This is a genomic window from Paenibacillus sp. J31P316 (genome assembly GCF_056269105.1).
This window is the reverse complement of record NZ_JBWDNI010000001.1, coordinates 32,286-59,238: the sequence shown is the minus strand read 5'-3', so window position 1 is coordinate 59,238 and position 26,953 is coordinate 32,286. Positions and strand designations below refer to the sequence as shown.

Below are 26,953 nucleotides of genomic sequence, written 5' to 3'. Positions count from 1 at the left end.
GATCAATAAAAACGTTTTACGAATAAATAGTGGATTACCCTGCATAATTAGAGCATTTTAGGCCTGAATTAACCTTAAAATCATCGAATATATTAAAACGTTTCTATTGATAGTCGCAATAACGAATGATAGAATAGGGCTCAACATTGTAAGCCTTTTCATGATTCGAATCTTCAATTCATCGATTCATCGATTCATCGATTCTCTGATTCATTGCGCATACAGGTCATTCAATTCATGGAAGGGGTTTGCGATCATGTCTAGTTCATCCGCAATCACGCATACGAAAGCGACTTATGAATCATTTCTGCAGCCGACGGCCGCCTATCGGGGAAAACCGTTCTGGTCCTGGAACGGCAAGCTGGAAGAGGAAGAACTGCTGCGGCAAATTCACGTGTTCAAGGAAATGGGCTTCGGCGGCTTCTTCATGCATTCCCGTACGGGGCTTATCACGGAATATTTGGGCGAAGAATGGTTCGCGTTCATTAATAAATGCTCCGAGGAGGCAGAGAAGCTCGGACTTGAAGCATGGCTCTACGATGAGGACCGCTGGCCGAGCGGGACGGCAGGCGGCCTCGTGACGGAGGAACCGGCTTACCGGCTGAAATTCATCCGGCTCAGCGTCGTTCCGAGCGATACATATGTCTGGCCGGAAGAAGCAATCGCCGCGTTCGTCTGCACGTTGGACGGGCTTGCTTTCACCGACTGCGCTCGCATCGAACGGGGTACTCGCTTGGAGAACGGGCGAAGCGTATTGCTGTTCACGGTCGAGGAGCATGAGAAGGAGAGCTTTTACAACGGCTACACCTATCTCGATACGATGAACAAGGAAGCGGTCGAGCGGTTCATAACGCTTACGCATGAGAAGTACAAGGAAGAAAGCGGCCAGCATTTCGGCAAAACGATCAAAGGAATTTTCACCGACGAGCCTCATCGCGGCGCGCTCATGGACGGATTCTCCATACAGAACGAGAACGCGCATTGGCTGGCTCCGTGGACGCCGGCTTTAACGGAGCGTTTCCAAGCCAAATACGGCTATGATCTCATACCGCATTTGCCGGAGCTGTTCCTTCAGCCGGATGGCCGGCCGATCGCGCAAGTCAAATGGCACTATACCGACCTGCTGCAGGATTTGTTCCAAGACAGCTTCGTGAAGCCGATCAATGCGTGGTGCGAGGCGAACAATCTGGTGCTCACGGGGCATACGCTGCATGAGGACAGTCTAGCGGCGCAGACGGCGATGGTCGGTTCCATGATGCGTTTCTACGAGCATATGGGTTATCCTGGCGTGGACGTCTTAACGGAGGGCAACGTGAACTTCTGGATCGTGAAACAATTGACCTCCGCTGCGAGGCAGCTCGGCAAACCTTGGCTGCTCTCCGAGCTGTACGGCTGCACAGGCTGGCAAATGCCGCTCGAAGCGCATAAAGCCGTCGGCGATTGGCAGGCGCTCTTCGGAATCAACGTCCGCTGCCATCATTTGTCCTGGTATTCCATGGAAGGCGAGGCCAAACGGGACTACCCGGCGAGCATCTCGTTCCAATCCGCTTGGTGGCGCGATTACGAGAAGCTGGAAACGTACTTCTCCCGGCTCGGCGTCGTGATGAGCGCAGGCATGCCCGTATGCGACCTGCTCGTGCTTAATCCGGTGGAAAGCCTATGGTGCCAGATTTATCCGGGCTGGTCGAAGGGGCTGTCCGCGCAGTCCCCGGACATTCAGCAGCTGGAACGGCATTATCAGCAAGCTTTCCACTGGCTGTCGGGCGCGCAGATCGACTTCGACTACGGTGACGAAGAAATGATGTCTCGCCTCTGCCGAATCGAACGGGACGCTGACGGTACCGCGCGGCTTGTCATGGGGAAAGCAACGTACCGTGCCGTGCTCGTAACCGGGATGACGACGATACGCGGCACGACGGTACGCTTGCTCGAGCAATTCGCGGCCGAGGGCGGACGCATCATCGTTGCCGGGGATGCGCCTGCGTATGTCGATGCGCTGCCATCCGTTGCAGCGAGCGAGCTTGCGGAACGTTCGCTGCGGGTCGGGTTCGAGCAGCGTACGCTGATTGGCGCTGTTCGCGCTGCCGTACCGCCGGCGGTAACGGTTCGTGCGACGGCAGCTGGTCAGACGGCGGATCAGATCTTCGCGCAAGAGCGAACGGAAGGCGACATTCGCTATACGGTGCTGATGAACATGGACCGCGAGCGCGGAAATCAAGGCGTGGAAGTGACATTGGCTGCGCCAACCGAAGGACGTTATACGCTTGAAGCATGGTCATGCGCAACCGGCGAACGTCAAGCGGTTCAGGCGGAAGAAGCAGACGGCAAATTTACGTTCGTGCTCGATTTTCCGCCGACCGGCGAGCATGTTATCGTGATGAAGCCTGCTGGGGCAGCTGGGGCAGCTGATTCAGATTCCGAAAGCAATAATGCTTCACTGCCGACCCTTCGCCGCTATCAGGAGGTTGCGTCCGCGGAGCTGTCCGGTCCGTTCGCGTTCAAGCTGGATGAGCCGAACGTATGCGTGCTGGATCAAGTCTTCTATGAACTGGACGGGAGAGCGCCGCAAGGTCCGTTTGAAATTTTGAAGGCGGACCGAGGCATCCGCGATGAGTTGAAGCTGCCTTATCGATCGGGCGAGATGATTCAGCCCTGGTACAGGAACAAATATCTCGGCGAATCGTTGCTCGAAGCGACGCCGCTGAAGCTGACGTTCCGATTCGAGGCGGAACGGCTGCCGGAAGGCGCGATTCAGCTCGCAGTCGAGCGGCCGGAGCGGTTCGCCATCGTGGTCAACGGGCAATCCCTGGAGACTTCCGATGCTAGCGGCTGGTGGGTCGATCCTTGCTTCGTCACGCTGCCGATCGCCAGCTCGCTGTTGCGGACGGGGACGAACGAAATCACGTTATCGACGGGTTTCCATACCGGCATTGATCTGGAAGCCATCTATTTGCTAGGCAGCTTCGGCGTGAAGACGAACGGTCACTCTCCGACGCTGACCGAGCTGCCGGAGATGCTTGCTATAGGCGGTATCGAAGAACAAGGCCTGCCGTTCTACGGCGGGACGGTAACGTATATCGTGGATCCTGACCAATCGGAGGAAGCCCTCGCTACCTTGCATGCCCGTGGTTCATTGGAAGGAGCTGACTTCAGGACGGTGCTGCAGTTCCCTTCGTCGCTCGGAGCAGGCTGCATTCGCGTTCGCGCCGACGGAGCGGAACGGCTGCTGGCATGGCAGCCGTACGAGACCGAGCTCTCGCATTCGGCTGCATCGGTGAGCGCGATCGAAATCGACCTCGTCTTCACGCGCCGCAACACGTTCGGACCGCTGCATCAGAATCCGCTTCACGCGACGGGTTACGGTCCGCCGAACTGGTTGACGGAGGGCGGCAACTTCTCGGATGATTATGTGCTGCTGCCGTCCGGACTACTGTCTGCGCCTAAGCTTGCCGTGCAATCCATCGTGAAGTAAGGAGATCAATAGGTTGGCAGGTTGGCATCCGTTTTGTGAATTAGAGACACAGCAGATATTACATGGCTGTGTCTTTATTATTTCGTGGCGAGATGCTCGGGTTTGAACGCGTACAATCATGATTTCGAGGCCGGAGGGGGAAATGAGAAAAGCTCCCTACACCTTTGCAGGCATAGAGAGCGATGCAACCACGTTAATCCTTCGTTATCCGATTGACGACGAGCAGCATAAGGAACGACAGCAGGATCATCGAGATGACCCACGCCCACGCCATGGTCATGCTGCCGCCGTCCGATGCGACGTAGATCGCGGTCGGAATCGTCTGCGTGCGTCCGGGAATATTGCCCGCGACCATCAGCGTAGCTCCGAATTCGCCGAGTCCTCGGCAGAAGCCCAGAATATAGCCGGACGTAAGCGAACGAGCGGAGAGCGGAACGGTTACATAGCGGAACACCTGCCACTCGCTGGCACCCATCGCGCGTGCGGCATTTTCGAGATCGGAATCCACGCCTTGAATACCGGTCTTGATCGTTCGGTACGCAAGCGGGAAAGCAACGACCGCCGCGGCGATGACGGCGGATTCCCAGGTGAAGAGGATCGGACCGCCGAACAGCGTCTCATACGCTTTGCCTACCCAGCTGCGCCGCCCGAGTATGACGAGCAGGATGAAGCCGACAACGGTTGGGGGCAGCACAAGCGGGAGCAGCAGGACCGTTTCCAGGATGCTTTTGCCGAAGAAGCGCGCTTTGGCCATGCGCCAGGCGATCAAGAGCGAGGCGGCGAAGACGAGCACGCTGGCAACAACGGTGATTTGAATGGAAAGCCCGATGGGTTCCATAAATTGGTTCCAACTCATGCGAGCACTCCTTCATTCAGCGGCGGTTAGGAAAGATGAAAACCGTATTTAACGAAAACGGCTTCCGCCTCTTTCGTTTGCAGGTACGCGTAGAAGGCGTTCGCTTCCGAAGCGTGTTTCGTTTCCTTGACGACGCCTGCCGGATACAGAATCGGGCTGTGGACGTCGGGAATGATGCGCAGCGCGATTTTGACTTTGCTGGACGTCAACGCGTCGGTCTTGTACACGAAGCCCGCATCGACGTTGCCGGTCTCCACATAGGTCAGCACTTGACGGACATCCTTGGCATACACGAGCTTGGATTGAAGTGTGTCCCAAACCTTACGCGTCGTCAACGTTTCTTTGGCATATTGGCCCGCGGGGACCGATTCCGGCTGACCGATCGCGATCTTCTTGACGGACTTGCCGGTAAGCTCCTTGACCGTCGTGAATGTCAGATGAGAATCGGAAGGCACGACCATGACCAAATCATTCGACAATAGCGTGGTATGATTCGCGATTAGTTCTTCTTTCACCAGCGTGTCCATCTGCTTCGATCCGGCCGAGAAGAAGAGGTCCGCCGGAGCGCCTTGCTCGATCTGCTTCTGCAGCGTGCCTGAGGAACCATAATTGAATACGAGATCGATCGTCGGATGCTGCTTCTCGTACGCTTTCTCGATGACGCTGAGACTGTCCTGCAGGCTGGCTGCCGCGGATACGAGCAGCTCCGTTTTCTTGGCCGCCGCCGTCGCGGACGGAGTCGCAGGCAGAGCCACGACTGCCGTCAATAGGGCAAGGCTTAGGGCGCAGGTTGTTGCTTTCTTCATCATTTGACCTCCTGGTATCTATTGAGTCGTACCATGTCATTTATCGTAACATAACTCTATGAAGCTTTGCATCGATTTCCTAGCATTAGTAGAGGCAGATGCTATTGATTCGGGCTGATTTGAAAAAAGAGGATGCAACTGCCCGCAAGGGAAGAACCTGCTAGAGATAGAGGTGAAAAAAGCCGAAAAAACCCAAAGAAGCCCAAAGAAGCTCAAAGAAGCCCAAAGAAGCCCACACGCAATTGTAAATTGCATGCAGGCACTTGGAGAGCAATCGGATTTTAGTTTACATAATAATTATTATGTTCAATGAGAATGCCGCTTCGAAATTTCGTAAGGCTCGATATGAATATGCACATGCGTAATATTGTGCTGATCGTACATTTCCTTCTCGACCTGCTCCGTAATTTCATGGCTCTCCGTCACGTTAAGCAGATGGTGGACTCCGATCGTAACGTCAACCAGCTTCATATTGCCGTGAATGCGGGCTTTGATGTCGATGATCTTCTCGACGCCCGGCACGTCGCGGATCGTACTTTTAATGACCTGCAGCTCCCCGTCGTCGAAGCCGTCCGTGAGCGCATGCGTCGCATCGCGGAAAATCCCCCATGCCGTCTTGCAAATCATCAACCCAACGAGCAGAGCCGTCAGCTGATCCAACCAAGGCGCTCCCCACTGCGCTCCTAATATACCAATGAATGCCCCTCCGCTTACGAGCGCATCGGATCGGTTATCCTGCGCTGCAGCCATCATCGCTTGACTGTTGATTTGCTTGGCGAGGCGAACGTTATACAAGTAGACCATGTAGATCGCCGCCGCCGAGAAGAGGGCTGTCCACGCGGCGAGACCGCCTTGTGGGACCTCATGACCGGTTTGAAAGGAGGATGCCGCTTGATAGAGCACCTGAATGCCGACCGCAAACATAATGAACGAAGCAATCATCGCCGATACGGTTTCTGCACGGAAATGGCCGTAACGGTGGTCTTTGTCCGGCGGCTTGCGCGAGATGCGCAGCCCGATCAGCACGGCTATCGATGCGATAATATCGGTGGAATTGTTCAGTCCGTCCGCCTGCAGCGCTTCCGAGTTCGTCCAGTACCCGACGGTCAATTTCAATGCCGATAAGAGGAGATAGGCACCAATGCTGACCCATGCGCCGATTTCGCCTTTCTTGATGTCTTCGTACGTGCTTTCCATGCCCAACCTCCATCAACTAACATTCGCTAAGACATCATACTTGACGAAAACCGTGTGGGTCTAGAGAAACAGTGTTGTCGGCGTCCTCAAAAATCGGCATCGCGCAAAAAAGTTGGACATGTCCAAAACAATCAGCCTAAAACAACAAGTGAAACAACAGAGTGAAATAATTTAGTGCATTTTTTTGAATACCGTTGCAACTTATCGGAAACGAGGTGCATCATCATTAGGTGGAGAGGTGGGACCTGGGGTTGGATGTCATCGAACGTTTGGCACGGAAAGACGAAGAAGCGCTGCGCATGCTGATGGATGCCTACGGCGATCGGCTTCATCGAACGGCATTCTTGCTGCTGAAAGATCTTCAGGCCGCGGAAGAAGCCGTGCAGGATACGTTTATACAGGCTTATCATAAAATCGGTCAGCTGCAGGATCGTGACAAGCTGAGCGGCTGGCTGCTGCGAATTCTGCTCAATCGCTGCCGAATGAAGCAGCGAACATGGAGCTGGCGGAATCTGCTGCCGGATTTGCGGGCGGAGCGGGATACGGAGACGCCCGAGCCGGGACCTGAGCAAGCGCTGCTGCTTGGATTTCAACAGGCACAACTCCATGAAGCGATCGGCTGTCTGGATTACAAATACCGTGAAGTCATTACGCTGTATTATTACCACGAGCTGTCGATCGCAGCGATTACGGAGCAGTTGAGCGCGAACGAGAATACGATCAAAGCGCGGTTGGCGCGCGGCAGAAGGCTGCTTCGAACGATACTTGAAGCCGGCGAGGAGGGGTGGTCATGAATAGAAATGATGTGACGGAAGAGCTGGAGAATCCAGGCGGACAGGAAGAGCGCGATCGAATGAAAGCGGTGCTCGACGAAGAGCTGGGACGGATTCAGTTTACGGGCCATGCACAAGTAATTAGAAGGACGCACCCCCACGGCTGGCTGCACCGGCTTGAGGCGATCTGGAATAAGGAGCTGGAAATCCCTGTCGTTCCGCTGGCAGCGCTGATAGCCGTGCTCGCCGGAACGCTGTTGTTTGGCAGAATACGAAGCACATCCAGCGTCAATCCGATCGATTCCGATGTAGATCGGGTGCTCGTCTATGAAGGCAACAACGTGTATTGGCAGGATGACTACGAGAGGGCGGTGGCTTCCATTGAGACTGAAACTTCGCGTTAAAGTCAAGCATCTGGTGACGGGACTTGTCTCCGTCGTGCTTGTCCTCGTCGTTGGCTATAGGACGCTGCCTGTCGTTGCTGATCTTTCGGGCGTTCATCTGGCTGCAGGGCAAGAGGTGCGCAGCAGGGAAGAATTGTTGTCCCTTCTAACGAATCCGGCTTCGAATGCGAAAACATGGAAGCTGATTCAGGATTATGTGTTAAGCGACGGCACGGATACGCTCGCGCATGGTTTTCAAGTCTACGTCGGATCAAGTTCTGTCCAAACGATCGGACCGGATTCCCGAACGAATAGACCTCTGCTGACTTGGGAGGAGAAGCTGCCTTTACTCCTGCTTTATCTCCGAGAAGGCCCGGCGGATGCAAATTATACGACCTATCTCATCACGGCAGCAAAGCAGCTTGCCCTCTACTACAGCGTGTCGGGAGACTTCGATCGGGCTATCGATTCGCTTGAGACGGCAGAGCGGCGCAGCAGAAACGACCAGCCGTATTTGCTGGCGCAACTACAGTATGAGCGAGCCAAGCTGCTCATTCGGTCTGGGAAGGACGAACAGGCTGAAGCGTTGCTTGATGAAATCCAGGAAGCAGGCGGAAAGAGCATCGACCTCGATCGCAATGTGAAGGTCGCGGAGCTGAAAGCGCAGCTTCTGATCCGCCGAAGCAGCTTGACGGAGGCGCTGGAGAGCGTGAAGCAGGCGATCGCGTCTTACAAGAAGCAGCAACAGGAGCTCGCCGGTCTCACGGGGGATGCGAATGCCGATCAGCCCGCTCCATTGGAGCAGCTGCAAGCGCTGCAAGAGGTACTTGAGGATCGGTCGAAAGGTTCTGCTGCTATTCAGCCTTCGGTCGTCTCCGGAACCGTAACGCGCAACGACGGCCAACCGATGGCGTATGTCGGCGTATTCTTGCGTACAAGAGAAGCAGTCAACCATAGTGTCATCGAGACGGAGCCTTACCAAACGATGACTGACGCGGAAGGACGCTATTCGTTCGCGGACGTGACGCCAGGAGCCTACCAGTTGACGCTGGGCTTTACTTACGATGCCATCGACGGCTGGGCGTGGCCAATCGACATGAATGAATGGATCGACGTCGAACACGGCAATCCGGTTACGTACCCGGTCGTCCTCCGGCCGCTAATGCGGTTGATAACTCCGGTTAACGACGAGCAGGTGACGGGCGATCGCATCACGTTTCGCTGGGAGCCTGTGGTTGGAGCGGCTTATTATAAGCTGACCGGCAATAATAAGATTCTGAACAGCAATGGGAGCAGTACGCTCGGCGTTCAAATCCATAGTCATATCCAAGGCTCTCAGATCACTTTGCCGGTCGACGATCTATACAATCTCACCGCAGGTATCCTCTATGATACGATTGATGATCGGATGGTTCCCCATCCCGAATCTCTGCTTGGCTTCGCCAATCCCGGCAAACGGTTCTCTTGGAGCGTCGAAGCTTACGACAGTCAAGGGCATAAGCTCTCGCAAAGCAGCGGGTATCGGCTGACGGAGAACACGATGGGCGAGCTGCCGTATTTCGTTCTGAACGCTCGCAAGCTGACGGAAGGCGACAGGCTTCTGCTGGCGAAGCGCAGCGACGACGCCATGGCTGCTTACAAACGGGCATGGGAAGCGAATCCCGCAGATGTCTACAGCCTCGGGAAGATCATCAAGCTCTATAGCGTTCGAGACAGCGCCGAGGATAAACAAGCGTTGAAGCAAGAAACGCTGCCTTATCGATTGCAAATGCAGGAACTTCGCCCCGACTTGGACAATAGCTTCTGGTTGATGGACTATTACGTCGGCCTCGGCGATTGGGCGAAAGCAGAGCAGTATTACAAGCTTGCGCTGACGCTGGGCAAAGAAGACGATCTAACGTATATACATGCTGAGTATTCACGAGCCTTGATGAAGCAGGGAAAGTTCAGTGAAGCAAGCGTTCTGCTGGCCAAATCCGTTCCCCTGGATAACAGCCATGCGGAGATCGGACCGTACCTCGCCGCAGATTTATATGAAAACGATTCTTTTGCTCATGCGGCGGAACTGGCGAAGCAATACCCGGAGCGTCAATCCGGAGATGATGCTCCTACGCGCTGGGAGTCGTTGATCCGCGCCATGGACGAGGAGGCAGTCGGAAGCAAGTCGTATCTCGTAGAATTTCAGCAGGCGCTGCGCTGGCAGTACCTTGGCGAGACGGCGGCACTCGAGAAGTGGAAGAAGACGACGGAACATCAGGCCATGGTCATTTTCTTAATGGCGCTGGCCAAAAATAACGATTAACTGAAGCGAATTTATAGGCTGTTATAGGCCGCTGATTCTTCTTATACTAAAGGAGAATCAGCGGTTATTTCATCTAGTGACCGGCTGTTGGCGGCGATAACGAGTTTCTTGCGGACCTCTTGCCTATAGCCCGGTATAAAATCACGCTAGGCTGAAGTGGACACGAATTTTGACAGGAGTTAGAAGGGTTTTCTCGAATTTCTTAACCTAGTAAAACGAACGCTACTACGGATCTCGAGGAGTGACGACGTTGCCAAATTTCAAGCAGGGCAGTTATGGCGGAGAGACAGTTTCGATCGCTAATGATCATGTTCGTGTGGACGTGCATAAACGGTTGACGGGTTGGGGCTGGGCGGAGATCTTTACGACTGACGGCCGATTCATGGGTGTATTGGAGCATTTTGGCGAGCTGCTGCTTCGCGATCAAGAAATTCCGATTCGCATGGAGTCCGCAAGCTGGGAGCGGGACGTATCGGATAGCGGAGAAAGCTTGATTTTCCAAGTGAAAGCGCTTAACGTACAGCAGATGCTGCGCGGGACATCGTTCGATTCCTGGATTCAGTATCCGTTCGATGCCGCATTAATGGAAGGCGAGGTCAAGCTTACGCTGCTGAAGGATGATCCTGTGCTCAAGCTGGACTTCAAGCTCACCTCCCATTTCAATTTGTTCGCTCGTTATGTCAGAGGGCCTTGGGTGAAGGTTGGCGCCGATTCGTTCGGTGCTCGGAAGACGGATGCGATCTTCCCCGGCATTGAATGGCTGGAGGGCGAGGAATGGTCAAGCGGCACCGATTGGTTCAAGGATCCGTGGGCGCTTCGGGCCGCGCCGCATCCGAACAAAGTCGCCATGCCGCTAATGGCGGTCAGCTGCGACGGTTTGGCTGTCGGACTATCGTGGAACGCCGGTATGAAGTCGACCCGGTGGTTCAACTATCGGACGCATGTACAGCAGCCGGTCTTTGCGTCCCCGAACTTTATCGACCGACGGAACAATCATTTGCTCGGCCTGATGGTGCCGGACGCCGCCGGGGAACATACGGAGAACCAAATCTATGCCGCCGAACCGCTTGAGCTTCACCCGCAGCAAACCGTCGCTTGGAGCGCAGAACTGTTCGTCGTGCCGGGAACCTCGCTCGATGCGGTGATATTCTGGATTCAGCGGAATGGCGGATTGCCCGCACCTTCCGCGCCGCGCTGGCCGTATGAGGAAGCCTTGCATCGGATCGCCGATGCTTACGGCAATCGGTATTGGACGGATGGACAAGGCTTCGGCACTCCGCAGCATGAGAAGGGCTACTCGCTGAAGCAGCCGCGATTTGCCGAACCCTTCATTCGCCGATATGCGGGCAGTGAAGCGGCGATCGCGCTGCAGCAGGCTGTTGAGAAGTGTCAAACGCTCGCACAACGCAGCGTGTCTGCCTCCGCGACCGATCCTCTCGAGCGCGGTTTGGCGCTGCTCGAGCATCAACGCGCAGACGGATCGTTCCCGTTCGATCCCGACGGGCGCCATTATATGAAGGATGATTTTGTCGTCGCGCGGGCTTTTCTCGAGCCTATGGGCCTTGCGGGGGATACGGCGCTTGATCTATGCGTTCTGCCGGCTATCGAGCTGTTTCGCTATTGGCAAGCGACCGGCGATGATCGACTAAAACAAGGCGCATTGCGCGCCGTTGATTACTGCTTGCCGCTGACACGGCCGGAAGGCGGGGATTTCTGGGAGACGCCTCTGCACAGCCCGAATCTATTCGCCGCCGGTCATGCTGCCATCGCGTACGAGCTCGCTTATCAGGCTGCCGGCGACCAGATTTACAGGGATAAGGCGATCTATTGGCTGCGCGCGCTGCTTCCCTTCACGCATCTTTGGGAACCGAACGACAAACCGATGCTTTATAACACGAAGCCGTGCTTCTGCTCCAGCGACTGGTATTTTGCCAATTGGGTCAGGGATCACGTGCAGTGGGAAGTGCTCGAGACCTTTGCGGAATCGTTCCGCCTCGGCATCGATTGGGCACAGATCGATTCTGCCATCGATTGGAACGTCTATCAGGAAGGCATTACGAATGCGTCGCTGCGCTGGATGCTCGATCACCGCGACGAAACGTGGATGCCGCATAACCTGCAGCATACCAAAGCGTATTATGAGCAAGGCCTGTTTGACGATTGTTTTGCCGACACGCATAATGCCGTGACCGGTCTATACGGCGGCATGGCCATCATGCCTGACGTAATCGCGGTCAATTTGCTCGCCTTGCTTGCACATAAGTCCTGATCTGGAGCTAGATGGAGCATAGGGAGATTGCGGTCATCATTTTCTGTTATGAACTAGGTCCTAACGGGGTAAGGAGGGTGAAGGAGTGATGACGATGACGCCTAGACAGGATACCAATCTGTATACAACACAGGATACCGCCAAACAGGAAGAGACTACGATTCGCATACCGGGACTAATCAACGACTTGACGATTATGCACGTGACGGACTGCCACCTGACGGAATGCGATGACCGTGAAACGCAAGTTATACGCGAAGCAGCGATGGGACGAGCCAAGGTGTTTGCCGAACAAGTGAACGGCGGCGAAACGACGCTCGGCAATTTCCAACGATTCATAGATGCGAGCAATGAGCAGCAGGTGGATTTTGCTGTATTTACCGGCGATATCATTGATTTTCCGTCTCAGGCGAACTTGGAAACGATTCGGACCGCTTACGATCGCCTGAACGCGCCGTTCCTCTATACCGTTGGCAATCATGATTGGAATTTCGGCGGGAGCTTTACGGATGAAGCGCGCGCCGAAGCTTATCCGCAGTTTCGGGATTGGATTTCCACGACGCCGGGCTGCGACGTCCGGACGGTAGGCGGCCTGAAGCTGATCGCGCTCGATAATAGCAATTATCAAGTGACCCGGGAACAGTTCGAGACGATCCAGGAAGCAGCAGCGATCGATGAACCGTATTTATTGTTCATGCACATTCCTATGTATCTATCGGGGCTCGTGAAAGACGTCGTCGACAAATGGAAAGCGCCGATCATGATGGGGGCTTCCGGCTGGGATCCTGCGGTACGCGAGGCATGGCAAGTGCGCAACCAAGACGAAAGCACCGGCGAATTCTGCAGATGGCTGGCGAGTCCGGACAGCGGCAACATACGCGGCATTTTCTGCGGGCATGTTCATCTCAATCATACGGATGCGTTTCGCGAAGGCAGATACCAGTACGTGACTGCGCCTGGGTACACGAGTGCGAACCGGTTGATTCGGTTGATTGCGGACTGAAGCTGGGAGTAGGAATATCGTGGTAAGCGTTGTTGGGGGAACGTGGAAGCGGCGGCGTCTGATTGCAGACGCCGCTTTTTGAGGTGCGGTTTTTAGATTGAAAGTTTACATAATGATAATTACGTAAAAGATATTGGCCGCATGAGCTGCCGACGTTGGTACGAATCGGATTCAAATAACTCATGGCAGGAAAAGAAAAAATCTCGATTATTGTGAATTGTTAATATTGCGACATAGATCCGCTGCTGCGACTGGCTACTCAACAAAATTCAAAATAGTTAAAATGAAGTTTTAGTTACACGAGCAAAGAAAACAGAAAGTGAAATACAAAACAAACGAAGAAATTAAAAGAAAGCGAAATAAAAGCAATATGAGCCCGGGAACTCCAAGGTAATACTTTTACACAAAACCCGTATTTTATACATATGTCAATAAATCAAATAAAACCCTTGGCATATCCCGCGTCGTTCTTCTTCGGCAGGAACGAGCCGTCCGCATAACCTTGGACAAACCCGGCTTTCGCAGCCAATTCGATGGACGAAGCGCTCCAAGAAGTAGACGGAACGTCGCTGAACGTAACGGACGTCGGATCGGCCTTTGCTTTGCCAATGCGATCTTTCACCGCCGCGCCATCCACGGAAGCGTTCAATACAGGCGTTTCCGGCGTCGGCGTGACCGGCGTCGGATCCGTAACCGGATCCGTAACCGGAGGTGCCGGAGGCGTTACAATCGGGCCCGAACCGCCCGTATTCGCTTGCGTAACCGTAATTGTCAGGTATTCATTGAAGCCCCAATAGTAAACGCGCAGCTTCGCCGTACCCGGCTTAACGGCGGTTACGAGACCATCTTCGTTGACGGTAACCACGTCCGGATTTTTCGATTCGAACATCGCGAGATTCGTCACGACAGGCTCGCTTAGATCGCTCAACGTTGCCGTTGCCTTCAACTGTTGCGTTCCGCCGACCGCCATCGATTTCAAGTCAGGCGTAATGGTCAATGCTGTAGCCACCGGCGTCGCATCCGAATACGTCGCGATTACCGGTATTCTGACCCCGATACCCTTGTATTGGCCAACGACGTTGGTTCCGCCTTTACGGTTCGTCCGCGTAATTTTGCCGTCCTCCGTAAGATCGGCAATCGTCGGCTCTCCGCTGAACCACGTCAGATCCGCATTGTTCAGTGTCTGAATGGTCGCGTCACTGTAGATGGCTTTGACCACCGGAGTAACCGGCTGATCGTCGGCGTCATCGAATACGTAATATGTCGGATCCGCGACAAGCGTCATGATTTTCGGCTTGATTGGGTTCTTCGTCACCGTCACGTCGAATGCGATCTCATGGCCGAAGTACTCCCCGGTCACCCGCGTCGTGCCTTCTTGCGTGCCGGCAACGAAACGGACGTAAGGATGTTCGTCGTAAACGGCGATGATCGAAGGGTCCTCGACCTGCCAATTGACGAATCCGGACAGCGGATCCGAATGCGATTGTCCGTCCTTATCCGTGTACGTTTCATTCAAAGCGACGAGCGACGAGCCTTGCGGGTGAACATCGACCGTATAGTCGCCGCTTGCTTCGTCCGCATCGGCAGCGATGCCCTGCAGGTCGACGACCTCGAAGTGCAGCGTGCGCTTGTAGGTCACGCCGAAACGCTCGTACGTGAACACGGCATCGGTCTCGCCGGTTCCCACGGCCTCGAAGCCGCTGTCCGCATTGACGTTCACGACGCCCGGCTGAGAGAATGTCCATGCTCCGTCTTCCACCGGGTAAGTATCGCCCGTCGTATCCAAAGCGAACGGCTTCAGCTCGTATGGCGATTGTCCCTTGTACAACCTGAAGGACGCGCCGTCGAAGTACCACGAATAGTCGGAAGTCCGGAAACCGATGTCAAGCACATCGGGCTGATCCGGCTGCTCACTAACGGACACGTTCACGATCGTCGGCGTAAAATCGCCGTATCCGACGGTGAGCGTCGTTCTGCCGAACTTCTGATAGCCCTGATCCGGATTTGCGTCACCCGTCGATTTTCCGAGGATGCTGACGGCGCCGTTCTCCTTCACTACGTCGGCAATTTCAGTATCATAGACCGACCAATCCGCTTGATCGCTCACGTCCTCCGTCGTGCCGTCGCTCTTTACAGCAAGCAGCTGGACAGGGTATTTGGCTCCTTTTTGCACCAAAATCTTCGTCGTCGACAGAAGCAGCGCATCTACCGTCGGTTCTGCTGCTCCTTCGTCTGCCACTCTGACGTTGGAGGAGTAGTCGCCTTCCTTAACGGTTACGCGAACTGCGATGACAGCGCCGTCCAACACCAGATGCACGCGGGTAGAGCCAAGAGCTACCGGTGTCAAGACGCCGTCCTTGACCGTCACCACGCCGGCATCCTGCGTCGACCACTTGCCTTGCGCCGTTACGTCTGCGCTCGTGCCGTCACTGTAGGCAACCTGCACGGTAACCGGGCGAGGGCCAGCCGTCACATCCAGCGTTATTTTCGGATCGCTTACGGTAATACCGGTAATCTGCTTCGGTGTCTCTGCAACCGGCGGCAATCCCTCGGAAGCAGCAACCTCAATCGTGACCGATTGCTTCTGTCCGCCGTACGACACCTCGATAGCTGCCGTTCCTTTGGCTACAGCTGTGATCTCTCCCTTGCGGTTAACGGAGACCACCTGCGGGTTGGTCGAGCGATAGACAGCTGCCTGCGTTTTATTCAGCGTCTCGCCGCCGGACATGACCGCTTCGACCGACAACGCTTCATGCTTGCCGAGCTGCAAGTTCAGCGAATCGGGCGTAACGGAAAGGGAGACCGCCGTCTTCGGATCTGATTGCTTCACGATTACAGGTATAATAACAATTTCATCCTTGTAGATCGCGCCGAGAACGGCCGATCCGACGGATTCAGCAACGATCGTACCATTGTCGCTGTGGTACGCTACCGATGCATCGGAAGCGAGCCAATCGCTGTCGGCGATCTTGGACGTGACGTCTTCAACCGTGCCGTCATTGTAGATGGCTTTGATAATTGGCGGCTGAACAGGTTTGCCATCCTTAATTTCCACGTAGGTCGGCTCAGCCACCAAATTCAACACCGTGCTGGCGGCGGCTGCCTTCGTCACCGTCACGTTAAACGTGAAGGGTTCGAGCGCTAAATAATGGCCCGTAATGGTCGTCGTGCCTTCTTTGCCGCCTGCAAAAATTCGGCCGGAATCGTTAATAGTGGCGATGGATTTATCCCCGACGGTCCATTCGATATCGCCCGTGACGTCATCGGCGTCATAGTTTAGGCCTGTCCGAGGATCCTCGGAATAAACGCCCATGATCGTAATTTCCTGATAGCTCCGCGGCGGGAGCGAAACAGGCGTGTCGAGTTCCAGCTGCGCCATCATGTCTGGCGTAAAGCGCTCCAGCTTGAACGGGCCGCCGACGAACACTTGCACACTCGCGACAAGCAGGCCGTCGTCGTAGTCATCTTCGCCTTCCGTGCCGGACGGCGCCGTATACTTATATTCGAAGTAAATATAGGCCATGCCTTTGCCGACCGGCGTAATGAAGCCGTTCTGGTCGACAGTGGCTATGGATTCATTAGACGAATACCATTTGCCAAGATTCGTCACCTCGTAAAGATCCTGATCGGGATATTCCAGGTCCGCATAGATTTTATGCGGCGCGTCGGTCTCCATGATCTTCAGTACGCTTTCCGACATCATAAGACCGAACAGCTGAAACGGAGTCGGATCCTTCTGAACGGTGACCGCGATCGACAGTGTCGGCATACTGCCGTATTTTACACGGATGAACGTTGAAGCCCCGCCCTTGATGCCCTTGATCATGCCGTGCGAAACGGTCGCGACTGCGGCATCGTCCGTGCTCCAGACGGCATCGGCCGTAATATCCCGCGTCGACCCGTCCGTGAACGTCCCATGCAGATGAAGCGGATAGTTCGTATCCGCCTCGACGAACACGTTCAGCGTGGACAGCAGGTATGTGACAAGCGTCGGCTCCGAAGGCTCTGCCGCTTCCGGCGCTCCGGCGCCTGCGGTGATCGTAACAGGAACGTTGACGACGGCGTCGCCGAGATTGAGGCGCACTTCCGTCGTTCCAGCCGCTTTGGCCGTAATGACGCCCCGGTCGACGACGGCGACGGCTGGATTCATGGACATCCAAGTGCCTTGTGTCGTCACGTCTTTCACCGAACCGTCCTTATACTTCGCTTCGACCGTCACCGGATGGCTTCCCTCCGACAAGGCGAAGGCAACCTTCGACTCGCTTGGCGTCAGCGTGTCGAACTGCGCGGACGCCGCATCCTGAACAGCCGGTTGTTCTGGCGCGGTTCCCGGCTCGCCGCCGATATTTGTGCTTGGCGAGGCAAAAGCCATGCTGCCGAATAACGAACCAATGAGTACGGCAAATACGAGCGATAATGATAGAGCTTTTCTGACAACCTTCCGATGATGCATGACTTTCCTCCTAAATCAATTTTATATGTAACCCTTTTCAAAGAAAGGTTCATATACAACTAAAAAGCTGTTATCCTATCTATTAGAAGTTATGTTTAATAAATTAAATAAGACAAAATACACTTAATTTTCTGTCATATTGTCAGGTACATAATACCCGAACATTTTCCATTGATCAATCATTTCTTCGCTAAAACTTATCACTTAGCTGCCATAGAACTAGTTTTTACGCTACTTTTAGGTATTTTGATGCAACATAATGTCACAATTTATAACATAACAACGTCAGGATATTTACTGCGCCGATAAACAGAAAAGAGGCAAAGGGGAATTCCCTAGCCTCTTACGTAAGCGATTTTGCAGCCGAACACTATTTGCAATCCAATATTTTCGATCTCCCATCAGGGTCCGCAACCGCTGAAAAACGTGGGTCTGTTTCGTATGTTCGTAGCAGTAGCCTCGGCTTACTATAACTGCAATGACGAGCGCATCTTTAGACCTTTATGAAGATCATCGGGATGGCCAAACCTCCCCGCTTCTTGGGGTATCGAGGCGGAAATCGGAATATTTGCGCTCCAGAATCTCACGCCCAAGCTGCTCGGCGGCAGACGCGGGGGAGCTCGGGTCGCGCGTTACCTCGCCGCGGCTGTTGCCAAAGCCGCGGACAACACCTGCAAATTCAGAGCGAGTATAACGGGAAAACTCCTGAAGCTGATGAATGATTCCGAGCGACGCACCCGGATACGTTTCCTCGGAGGCAAGAACGAGACCGATCCGCTTGCGGGTCATTCCCTCGGCGACCTGGTCGGATTCCGGGTGCGAGGCGGCATAGTAGCAGAATGTACGATCAAAAAAGGATTTCATCTGGCCGGACAAGCCGTACCAATAGATGGGCGAGCAGAAAATCACGCCCTGCGCGGGAAGGAACTCGTCGATGAACAGAGAGCGGAAGCTGTCGTTGATGGAGCATTCGCCGCTTGGAAGACGGCAGGTTCGGCAGTCGCGGAGAAAGCTGGAAATATAGTCGTCAACGAAGCGAAGCTGAACCTGCGTACCCACTTCCTCCGCACCGCGTTGAACGGCGGCGGCAAGTGCCGCTGAATTCCCGTTGCGCCGCGGACTGCCGACAAGAATAAGCAGTTTTGATGATTCGGTCAATGTATTCATTTCTTTTTCCCCTTTGCTCTTCGATTTGCCTATCCGTATGGCTAGTTTCATTGTAAACAAGGATTTGCATAACGTATAATGATTGATATTCATATTCCTATCATTATTTTTGATATCAAATCGGAGGATCTGCTCATGGAATTGACTGATCTCAACGTTTTTAACATAACCGCTGAGGAGGGCAGCATATCCCGCGCGGCTGAGCGACTGCAGTACGTGCAGTCCAATGTCACGGCCCGGATTCGCAAATTGGAGTCTGAGCTCGGGGTTGCGCTGTTTCACCGGCATTCCAAGGGCGTTGTTCTTACGGAGAAAGGAATCCTGTTTCGGGAGTATGCCCACAGGATTCTGAGCTTGTCCCAGGAAGCGGTAAATGTCGTTCAGGAGACATCTTATCCAAGCGGATCGCTGGCTATTGGGGTTGTGGAGACCGTAACGTGCGGCAACTTCATGAATGCCCTGGCTGACTTTCAAACCAGCTTTCCCGATGTCTCGCTGTCGTTATCAACCGGAAACCCTTCGGAGCTGCTTGCAAAAGTGGTGAACCATCAGCTGGATGGAGCGTTCATTACCGGTAAAATAGAGTCATCCACGCTGATATTTGAATACAGCATGCAGGATGAAATCAAGTTGCTTACCAAGCATACGCTGGAGGGTGATCCCGATTTATCGGGTATGAAATGGGCTGTTTCTCCAAGGGGCTGCCCTTTTCGGGCGATTTTGGAAGAGTGGCTGTACAGAGAAGGGATTCCGCTTGTGAATTTGATCGAGATCGGTTCGTTGGAAACGCTGCTGAGCTGCGTGCGGTCCGGACTTGCTTCCACGCTGCTGCCGGAAGCCGTCTTGGCGGGAGAGTATGCGGTACTGCGCAGCAGCTCCATTCCGGAGGATTTACGGTATATTCAAACGAGCCTGGTCCGCCGCAATGACCGGTATTCCAGCAAAGCCTTTGCCGCCTTCGTGGAGATCATTAAAGAAAATGGCTTGTAACCCTGCCCAGCGCCACCGATCGCCGGAACCGAAATTGTCAGAAACTGCGTCTTTAATCCCCGGCAGCCGGAATCGCCACCAAGTTCCGTACCTAAGATTATAGTTGGTGTAAAAGTAAAAATGATCCGCCGCGGCGGATCATTTTTACGTGGTTGCTTGCTCTAACTCGGATTATAAATATCTAAGTCATCTGTCGTGACAAAGTCAATCGTTGTAGTGCCTTTCCCATACTTCGTTTCATTGACGTTAAGAGTTTCTAACGTCGGAACTGCCCAATCTTTTTTCTCTGTTCCGTTAGCCACCGATATCACCACCTCTAATTAAAATTCTCCTAGTAGAACACTTATATTATTCGAATAATCTTGTGGTTTTCCGGGGTATCTAACGTTCGTTTTTTACTAGATTCCTATCGTCAGTTACTTCAATGCACAAGATTAATCCGCGGAGTGGCTGTACGCCGAGCTGCCGTACTGCGGTTTGACGGTTACCGATGCTCTAACTGACCATGATACAGATCACTATATAGTCCCTGCTTGCCTAACAGCTCTTCATGAGGCCCCTGCTCCACCAGACATCCTTCCTTAAGCACCAGAATGCGGTCAGCCTCGCGGATCGTGTTCAGCCTGTGGGCAATGACGAAGCTCGTTCGCCCCTCCATCAACCGCTTCAAGCCCTCCTGGATTTTGATCTCGGAAACGGTGTCGATGCTGCTCGTTGCCTCGTCCAGCACGAGAATGGCCGGATCCTTCAGAATGGCACGCGCGATGGCAATGAGCTGCCGCTGTCCCTGACTGATACCGCTGCCATCGGCAATCAGCACCCGGTCATATCCGCCGGACAGGCGCATAATGAATGAATGGGCATTGGCGAGCCTAGCGGCTTCTTCCACCTGGCTGTCGGTGGCATCAAGCTTGCCATACCGTATATTGTCGCGGATCGTTCCTTCAAACAGAAAGGAATCCTGCAGCACAAATGCCATATGGGAGCGGAGGCTTTCCCGCCGAATCGTCCGGATATCCCGCCCGTCAAGCGTGATCGTCCCCTCATTCGTATCATAGAAACGGGAGAGCAGTTGAATAAGCGACGTCTTGCCGGCTCCGGTAGGACCGATGATCGCTATCGTTTCACCAGGCTTCGCCTCAAAACTGATCTCCTTAAGCGTATTTCTTCCCTCCTCGTAAGCGAAGGACACCTTATGGAAGACGACCGCACCTTGTACAGTATCAAGCATAAGCGCCGCACGCTCATCCACGTCTTCTTCCTGTTCATCCAATACTTCGAACACCCGCTCTGCACCGGCAATAGCAGACAAGAGCGTATTCCACTGGTTCGCCAAATCATTAAGAGGCCTTGTAAACTGCCGGGCATACTCGACAAAAACGATAATAACCCCAACGGTTATCGCCCCCCGGATGGCCAATATTCCGCCGACGCAGGCAATAATCGCAAAGCTCAGATTGTTGAGACCGTTCATCAGCTTGGGAATGAAGCCCGATATGGTCTGCGCCCAGAATCCCGAATGCTTGATGCGCACATTTCGTTCATGAAACTCTTGGATAACCCGCTCTTCCTGGGAGAACGCTTTGATAATCCGCTGACCGGACAGCGTTTCTTCCACAAATCCATTCAATTCTCCCAAATTTCGCTGCCGCTCCCTGAAAAGCACGCCTGTCCGCCGCGTAATCCACCGCATGCCGAGCGCCATCAGCGGAACCACCACAAAGGTGAGCAGCGTTAGCAGCGGACTTAGCAGCAGCATGACAACGACCGTGCCCGCCAGCATCAGCACGCTGGATAACAGCTGGATCGCCGAGCTGTTGAGCGTAGAGCTCACGCTGTCGATATCGTTGGTCATGCGGCTCATGAGATCGCCCTGCCGGCTTCTCCCGAAGAACGGGATCGGTAGGCGGTGCAGCTGCGCGAAGAGATCGGTACGCATCCTCAGCACGGTTTCCTGAGCGATCTTGATCATCCAGATATTTTGCAGCCAGCCTACAATGGACTGAAGCACATAGACACAGGTCAATCCGAGCAGAAACAGCAGCCATGGCCTGCCGCCCGGTCCTTCCAGATAATCGTCAATTGCTATTCCGATCAGATACGGACCGAGCAGCGTGAGCCCGCAGCTTACAATAACGAGCAGCATGACTAGTGACAGCCTGCCTCTCCGGTGGGACAGATAATGCCATATCCGTCTGAGCGTTCCCTGCCAATCCTTGGCCTTGGCTTTGGCCCGCTTGTCCGCTGGAGAAGCGCCTTGAACGGTATCTTTCACCCGCGGCCCGGGATACCGGAAGGGTTCACTTAAAGCTTCCCACATGCGCTACCCCCTCCTTCCCGAATTGGGATTCATAAATACGCCGGTACAAGTAGTCGCTGGCCAACAGCTGCCCGTGGCTTCCCTGTGCAATGAGACTGCCCTCGTCCAGCAGCAGAATCAAATCCGCCCCAATCGTGGAACTGATCTTCTGCGTAATCAAGAGCGTTGTGCAGGACATACTCTTGAGCGCCTGCAACAATGCCGCTTCCGTTTGTACATCAAGAGCGCTGGTGCTATCATCCAGCAACAGAATAGCCGGCTTGCGGATCAAGGCGCGGGCGATGGACAGCCTTTGCTTTTGCCCCCCGGAGAGATTGATGCCCCTCTGTCCAAGAAGGGTATCGTACTGATCTGGCAGCTTCTCGATCGTCTCGTGAATTTGCGCCAACCTGGCCGCTTCCATCACCTGCTCCATACTGGCATCCTCCAGGCCCCAAGCGATATTATCGCGTATAGTGCCCGAGAACAGCAGCACCTCCTGGGATACATAGCCGATGGAGCGGTGCAAATATTCCATATCCAGCTCGCGGGCATCCCGTCCGTCGATGCGGATGGTCCCGGCGGTTTCCTCATAAAGGCGCAGAACAAGCTGCATCAGCGAGGATTTGCCCGAGCCAGTAGCCCCCAGGATTGCTACGGTTTCACCCGGATGGACCTTGAAGCAAATATCGATCAGCACGCGAGCTTCTGAGTGCGGGTAGTGGAAGGAAACATTTTCGAATTCTATGCCCCCTTCACACAGTCCTTCGGTATTGCGACCGTACCTGACCGGCGCTTCGCTGTCCGTGCTGAGCGCTTCATCAACCCGCTGGGCAGACGCACGGGCTCTGGAGAAGGCCGCCACAATCATGGAAAAGGCCGACAGGGCGCCCGCCGTTCGGAGCGAATAATTCACAACCGCCACCACCTCGCCCGCAGTTGCGGTCCCCATGCTTATTTGCTTATGCCCAAACCATAGCACCGCGATAATTCCTGCATTCATGATCAGCAGAATAAAAGGCATCGTAATCTCCGTCAGACGCAAAGCGGAAACCGTGCTCCCCATTAATTCCCGGCTCAGACGTGCAAAACGGCCCGCTTCTTCCTTGCGCCGGACAAACACACGGATCAGCTGCATGCCGGTCAGATTCTCCTGCATCACGCGGTTCAGCGTATCCAGACTCATTTGAACTCTTTTGAATAAAACGGACGCTCTCTTCATGATCCAAATGACGAATACGAGCAGTGCGGGAACGGTCAGGGTAAGCAGGAATCCCAATTGCACGTGTACGACAAGCGCCATAATGATGCTCCCGATGACAACAAGCGGCATGCGCAGCATGAACCGCAGTCCCATGAATACCGTATCCTGAAGCTGCGTCACATCATTCGTTAACCGAGTGATGAGGGATGAAGTGGCAAAGCGATTAAAAACCGGATAAGCGAATCCCTGCACCTTGGCGTAAAGGGCCTCCCGTACATCGAACGCAAACCCCTGACTGGCATGCGAGGCAAAAAAAGAGCTCAGAATACCAGCGATGAAGGCGGCAACTGAGCCCCCTACCAATATTCCGCCCCACAGCAGCACCACTGAAGTATCTTTTTGCGAAATACCTTCATCAATAATGACCGAAATCAGATAAGGCTGAATCAGCTCCACTGCCAGCTCAACCAGCATCATAACGACAGCCATGCCGGCTGCAATCCTATATTTTCCTAAAAAACGCAAAATGTTGGCCATGCCTATGTTCCTCCGCCAAGTTATGAACTTTTTCCCTTTGCGAGCGTTTTCCAGCGTCATTCCTTCGCTTACAGCTAGCATGAAGAATTGTTGCCTTATGGATTAGGCTGGCATAATACGCGGCCAACTCATGTTCTATCCCACTTAATAGCAAATAATGAACAGCCCCAAGTAAGAGATTAGGTACAGGCTGTCCAGGTTTGGAATGTGCAGCCAGTTTAAGCAAGTCTAAGTCATATGCAATGTTCCCTGCAAGATGTTCATAAAGACTACTGGAGTCTTTACACTCCCTTTCTGCAAAAATCCTAAAACGTTCGGATAGCACATTGATATCCAACACAGCCACCACCTTTTCCAGATAGTGGTATATTACCATGGATTTTCGATAAGCAACGCTTTAATTATTTTATCCTCTTGATAACGTTCATTTATCACAGAACAACTTTAAAATAATAGGTAACATTGGAAGTATCCCCGTTACTTTAATGAAAACGGCAGCTGACCATCAAGTCCGCTGCCATCGTGTTTTCTGAGCTATCGTTCGGAATAAATTATGAATACGCCCCATCATGCTCCTTGCTTGCAAATTTATTCAACAATACATGCACTTCACTTTTTGATTTGGCGTTCATCAAGCTGGTTCTGAGTTCACTTGCCCCTCGAAACCCGCGGACATAGATTTTGAAGAAACGGGTAAGCGCACTAAACGAACGCGGTTCCTCTGCCGAGTATTGATCATGCAGATCCAGATGGAGCCGCAGCAGATCAAGCAATTCCGCACTGCTGTGCTCCTTCGGCTCTTTCTCAAATGCATATGGATTTTGAAAAATACCGCGTCCAATCATAATACCGTCGACACCGTATTGCTCAGCAAGCTGCTGGCCGGTCTGACGGTCAGGGATATCCCCGTTAATGGTCAGAAGAGTATCTGGCGCCACCTCATCGCGAAGCTTCTTAATCTCCGGAATCAGTTCCCAATGCGCTTTTACTTTGCTCATTTCCTCTCTTGTCCGAAGATGAATGGACAGATTAACAATGTCTTGTTTCAAAATATGGGTTAACCAGTCACGCCATTCGTCCAGGTCACTAAAACCGAGCCTTGTTTTAACACTGACAGGCAGTCCCCCGGCTTTGGCGGCTTGGATGATATCCGCTGCGATTTCAGGACGGCAGATCAGGCCGCTGCCCTTTCCATTCTCTGCTACATTCGCCACTGGACAACCCATATTAATATCAATGCCTTTGAATCCTTCTTTCGCCATGCCGATGCTCATTTCGCGGAAAAATTCCGGCTTGTCTCCCCAGATATGTGCTACAATGGGCTGTTCATCTGGGGTAAAAGTCAAGCGCCCACGTACACTTTTGTTCCCCTCTGGGTGACAATAACTCTCCGTATTCGCAAACTCCGTAAAATACACATCCGGTCTGCCTGCCTCACTTACCACATGGCGGAACACAACATCTGTTACATCTTCCATGGGTGCCAGTACAAAAAAAGGTCGTGGTAAATCGCGCCAAAAGTTTTCTTTCATCATTAAAGCTCCTCTATACCTACCAGAACAATCGTTGTCCTTAGAATAGTAAAATACTTGCTGTATGTGGAACCTCGTTCAACCACCATCACAGGTTAACAACCGACATTCCATAACATATATGACTTTATTATAAACTGAATACGTCATGATGGGTATGTCCCCTTCGTACCGTCAACAATGTTTCGTAATTACACCATATTTTTGTAATTGGGAGGTCTCCGAATATAAACTGGACACTTCCCAGCCTTTTCGTCGGCAATGACATCAAGTTCTTGTCAATTTCGGTAATCGGATCAAGTTCTTGTCATCTAGTTTTGACAAAAACTTGATCCCATAAATAAAAAAAGCCGCGATTTTCGCGACTTTTAATGAAATATATCCTGCTCTTTAAGTTTAGCGACAACTCCGGAGATTCTACGGTTGTGTGATTGTGAGGTCCGTACCGCCAAATTCAACATGTACATGTCCAGATTTAATGGTTGATCCGGTCCAGTTAAGCAGTGCATAATTATTTGCTTTCAAGTCATCAATGATCCTATTATCAGTTCCGCCGCCTTTTCCACTCAAAAAGTACATTTTCTGCAGAGCCGTACTATGCAAGGTTTCCTTCAGCGTGCTGGTAGCGTCCGTCAAATCGGAAGAAGTCGGGTTCGTTATGTTTTTGTTTTCATAATAAGAATTTACGATGTCATTATAGCTGTTCGTAACAATCGCATACTTCGGATTGAGGGTGCTAGCGATAGAGTCCGGCATCAGACTAAAATAGAAACCATGATGCGCAACCTGATAAACGCTGATATTCCCGACGACTTCTTGTATTTTTTTTCCTACCTCGTAAGAATAATTTTGATTGCTGTTCTCGCCTACATCGGCGCCCAAGTAGGTTCTGAAATTTGTGCCAGTACTCGTCGTGCACTTTAACAACAATGTGGCTGCATTCAAATTTTCATCCCATGTATTTGACAATTGTTCGATGATAGACTCGTGATTCCAGTTGTTGCCGTTGAACCATGTCATTGTAAATTTGCCGAATGTAATCGTATCGTATAGGCCAACGGATACGTAACTGCCTTGTGCATTTTTAGTGAACCTCTCGATTTTCGCCTTGAATTTGTCAGCGGATAAACCTCTAAGTTCCGATATGGACCCAACATCATTGTCGAAGGCTTCATAAGGCTTTATTTTACCGATTGCCATGCTTTTAGCTTTCGCTGCAGCTATAATCGCATTTGCTCTAGTGCCAATGCTGGATTCACCGGAATAAGTCGAAGCGGCATCCGCTACGTCCTTTATGTAGAGTGTCGTGTTTGCATCCGCAAAACTAGCGATTGCGGCTTCGGCTCCGCCTGCATGATCCGCATGCATATGCGAGAAGGCTATAAAAGACAATTTGGCCGATCCAAGTACCGAGGTTAAGTATGGCTGTACATAAGCGGCGTAATCACCGCTCGTTCCCGTGTCAACCAACCCATAGCTTGCCGTAGTACCGCTAATTGTTTTTATCAGGGTAGCATTTCCTTTTTCGCCAAGGTTGATAAAGTAAACGCCAGCTTCAGTAGGAGCAGCTGCAAACGTGGTTGCATTTAACATAAGCAAACCCATACAAAATAGTACAACCACAGCCATTTTCATCCGCAATTTTGTTATCATACGAATACTCTCCTCTATAGTAGAATAACTCGATAGATTAAGCCGAATGTTAGCTTC

The 26,953-nt window shown here is 52.9% G+C and carries 18 protein-coding genes; 7 read left to right on the top strand and 11 right to left on the bottom strand.

The features are described from left to right. Positions 1–256 precede the first annotated feature (256 nt). Complete coding sequence (locus AC0YNU_RS00215) at positions 257–3,472, top strand: glycosyl hydrolase (RefSeq protein WP_475752303.1); 3,216 nt, start codon at positions 257–259, stop codon at positions 3,470–3,472. A gap of 193 nt (positions 3,473–3,665) precedes the next feature. Here AC0YNU_RS00215 and modB read toward each other — a convergent pair whose 3' ends face one another. The 3 genes from modB to AC0YNU_RS00200 all read right to left on the bottom strand — a co-directional run bounded on the left by modB (position 3,666) and on the right by AC0YNU_RS00200 (position 6,331). Then, entirely contained in the window at positions 3,666–4,328 is a 663-nt protein-coding gene (gene modB / locus AC0YNU_RS00210) for a molybdate ABC transporter permease subunit (protein ID WP_475752302.1), read from the bottom strand. A 26-nt stretch (positions 4,329–4,354) separates the two neighbouring features. Then, a complete protein-coding gene (modA, locus tag AC0YNU_RS00205; protein ID WP_475752301.1) occupies positions 4,355–5,137 on the bottom strand; it encodes a molybdate ABC transporter substrate-binding protein in 783 nt (260 codons plus the stop codon). A 303-nt stretch (positions 5,138–5,440) separates the two neighbouring features. Further along, complete coding sequence (locus tag AC0YNU_RS00200; protein WP_475752300.1) at positions 5,441–6,331, bottom strand: cation diffusion facilitator family transporter; 891 nt, start codon at positions 6,329–6,331, stop codon at positions 5,441–5,443. A 230-nt stretch (positions 6,332–6,561) separates the two neighbouring features. Between AC0YNU_RS00200 and AC0YNU_RS00195 the strand changes: the two genes are divergently transcribed. The 5 genes from AC0YNU_RS00195 (at position 6,562) to AC0YNU_RS00175 (ending at position 13,061) form a co-directional block, all read left to right on the top strand. Further along, positions 6,562–7,125, top strand: a complete 564-nt coding sequence (locus AC0YNU_RS00195; RefSeq protein WP_475752299.1) for a sigma-70 family RNA polymerase sigma factor — start codon at positions 6,562–6,564, stop codon at positions 7,123–7,125. Beyond that, entirely contained in the window at positions 7,122–7,508 is a 387-nt protein-coding gene (locus AC0YNU_RS00190; protein WP_475752298.1) for a hypothetical protein, read from the top strand. Before AC0YNU_RS00195 ends, AC0YNU_RS00190 begins: the two co-directional genes overlap by 4 nt. Next, positions 7,486–9,789, top strand: coding sequence for a carboxypeptidase regulatory-like domain-containing protein (locus AC0YNU_RS00185; RefSeq protein WP_475752297.1), 2,304 nt, complete (start codon positions 7,486–7,488; stop codon positions 9,787–9,789). Before AC0YNU_RS00190 ends, AC0YNU_RS00185 begins: the two co-directional genes overlap by 23 nt. A 250-nt stretch (positions 9,790–10,039) precedes the next feature. Next, positions 10,040–12,058 carry a hypothetical protein gene (locus AC0YNU_RS00180; protein WP_475752296.1) on the top strand — a complete coding sequence of 673 codons (2,019 nt, stop codon included), beginning with the start codon at positions 10,040–10,042 and terminating at the stop codon, positions 12,056–12,058. Between the two features lie 88 nt (positions 12,059–12,146). Further along, positions 12,147–13,061, top strand: a complete 915-nt coding sequence (locus AC0YNU_RS00175; RefSeq protein ID WP_475753896.1) for a metallophosphoesterase family protein — start codon at positions 12,147–12,149, stop codon at positions 13,059–13,061. Between the two features lie 436 nt (positions 13,062–13,497). Here AC0YNU_RS00175 and AC0YNU_RS00170 read toward each other — a convergent pair whose 3' ends face one another. After that, the gene (locus tag AC0YNU_RS00170) at positions 13,498–17,514 is read right to left on the bottom strand and encodes an Ig-like domain-containing protein (RefSeq protein ID WP_475752295.1); all 4,017 of its coding nucleotides are present in this window, start codon (positions 17,512–17,514) and stop codon (positions 13,498–13,500) included. A gap of 510 nt (positions 17,515–18,024) precedes the next feature. Next, positions 18,025–18,681 (bottom strand): flavodoxin family protein, encoded by a 657-nt coding sequence (locus AC0YNU_RS00165; RefSeq protein ID WP_475752294.1) that lies wholly within the window; start codon positions 18,679–18,681, stop codon positions 18,025–18,027. Between the two features lie 135 nt (positions 18,682–18,816). Here AC0YNU_RS00165 and AC0YNU_RS00160 point away from each other — a divergent pair, with 135 nt between their 5' ends. Further along, the gene (locus AC0YNU_RS00160; RefSeq protein ID WP_475752293.1) at positions 18,817–19,671 is read left to right on the top strand and encodes a LysR family transcriptional regulator; all 855 of its coding nucleotides are present in this window, start codon (positions 18,817–18,819) and stop codon (positions 19,669–19,671) included. A gap of 161 nt (positions 19,672–19,832) precedes the next feature. Here the strand turns inward: AC0YNU_RS00160 and AC0YNU_RS00155 are convergent, their stop codons facing one another. From AC0YNU_RS00155 to AC0YNU_RS00130, 6 genes are all read right to left on the bottom strand, one after another. Beyond that, positions 19,833–19,973 carry a paeninodin family lasso peptide gene (locus AC0YNU_RS00155; RefSeq protein ID WP_475752292.1) on the bottom strand — a complete coding sequence of 47 codons (141 nt, stop codon included), beginning with the start codon at positions 19,971–19,973 and terminating at the stop codon, positions 19,833–19,835. A gap of 182 nt (positions 19,974–20,155) precedes the next feature. Next, entirely contained in the window at positions 20,156–21,991 is a 1,836-nt protein-coding gene (locus AC0YNU_RS00150) for an ABC transporter ATP-binding protein (protein WP_475752291.1), read from the bottom strand. Then, complete coding sequence (locus AC0YNU_RS00145; protein ID WP_475752290.1) at positions 21,972–23,711, bottom strand: ABC transporter ATP-binding protein; 1,740 nt, start codon at positions 23,709–23,711, stop codon at positions 21,972–21,974. Before AC0YNU_RS00145 ends, AC0YNU_RS00150 begins: the two co-directional genes overlap by 20 nt. Further along, positions 23,677–24,087, bottom strand: coding sequence for a DUF2332 family protein (locus AC0YNU_RS00140; RefSeq protein ID WP_475752289.1), 411 nt, complete (start codon positions 24,085–24,087; stop codon positions 23,677–23,679). The genes AC0YNU_RS00145 and AC0YNU_RS00140 overlap by 35 nt, the downstream gene beginning before the upstream one ends. A 175-nt stretch (positions 24,088–24,262) precedes the next feature. Further along, complete coding sequence (locus AC0YNU_RS00135) at positions 24,263–25,243, bottom strand: tRNA dihydrouridine synthase (RefSeq protein WP_475753894.1); 981 nt, start codon at positions 25,241–25,243, stop codon at positions 24,263–24,265. Positions 25,244–25,660: 417 nt separating this feature from the next. Then, on the bottom strand, positions 25,661–26,896 hold the full coding sequence (locus AC0YNU_RS00130) for an MBL fold metallo-hydrolase (RefSeq protein WP_475752288.1): 1,236 nt from the start codon (positions 26,894–26,896) through the stop codon (positions 25,661–25,663). Positions 26,897–26,953 lie beyond the last annotated feature (57 nt).

What these genes read in the sequence shown, in the direction of transcription:
- AC0YNU_RS00190 (WP_475752298.1), top strand. Translation starts at nt 7,122, where the DNA reads ATGAATAGAAATGATGTGACGGAAGAGCTGGAGAATCCAGGCGGACAG.
- AC0YNU_RS00135 (WP_475753894.1), bottom strand. Translation starts at nt 25,243, where the DNA reads ATGAAAGAAAACTTTTGGCGCGATTTACCACGACCTTTTTTTGTACTG.
- modB (WP_475752302.1), bottom strand. Translation starts at nt 4,328, where the DNA reads ATGAGTTGGAACCAATTTATGGAACCCATCGGGCTTTCCATTCAAATC.
- AC0YNU_RS00200 (WP_475752300.1), bottom strand. Translation starts at nt 6,331, where the DNA reads ATGGAAAGCACGTACGAAGACATCAAGAAAGGCGAAATCGGCGCATGG.
- AC0YNU_RS00145 (WP_475752290.1), bottom strand. Translation starts at nt 23,711, where the DNA reads ATGGCCAACATTTTGCGTTTTTTAGGAAAATATAGGATTGCAGCCGGC.
- AC0YNU_RS00160 (WP_475752293.1), top strand. Translation starts at nt 18,817, where the DNA reads ATGGAATTGACTGATCTCAACGTTTTTAACATAACCGCTGAGGAGGGC.
- AC0YNU_RS00140 (WP_475752289.1), bottom strand. Translation starts at nt 24,087, where the DNA reads ATGGTAATATACCACTATCTGGAAAAGGTGGTGGCTGTGTTGGATATC.
- AC0YNU_RS00215 (WP_475752303.1), top strand. Translation starts at nt 257, where the DNA reads ATGTCTAGTTCATCCGCAATCACGCATACGAAAGCGACTTATGAATCA.
- AC0YNU_RS00170 (WP_475752295.1), bottom strand. Translation starts at nt 17,514, where the DNA reads ATGCATCATCGGAAGGTTGTCAGAAAAGCTCTATCATTATCGCTCGTA.
- AC0YNU_RS00175 (WP_475753896.1), top strand. Translation starts at nt 12,147, where the DNA reads ATGACGATGACGCCTAGACAGGATACCAATCTGTATACAACACAGGAT.
- AC0YNU_RS00165 (WP_475752294.1), bottom strand. Translation starts at nt 18,681, where the DNA reads ATGAATACATTGACCGAATCATCAAAACTGCTTATTCTTGTCGGCAGT.
- AC0YNU_RS00130 (WP_475752288.1), bottom strand. Translation starts at nt 26,896, where the DNA reads ATGATAACAAAATTGCGGATGAAAATGGCTGTGGTTGTACTATTTTGT.
- modA (WP_475752301.1), bottom strand. Translation starts at nt 5,137, where the DNA reads ATGATGAAGAAAGCAACAACCTGCGCCCTAAGCCTTGCCCTATTGACG.
- AC0YNU_RS00150 (WP_475752291.1), bottom strand. Translation starts at nt 21,991, where the DNA reads ATGTGGGAAGCTTTAAGTGAACCCTTCCGGTATCCCGGGCCGCGGGTG.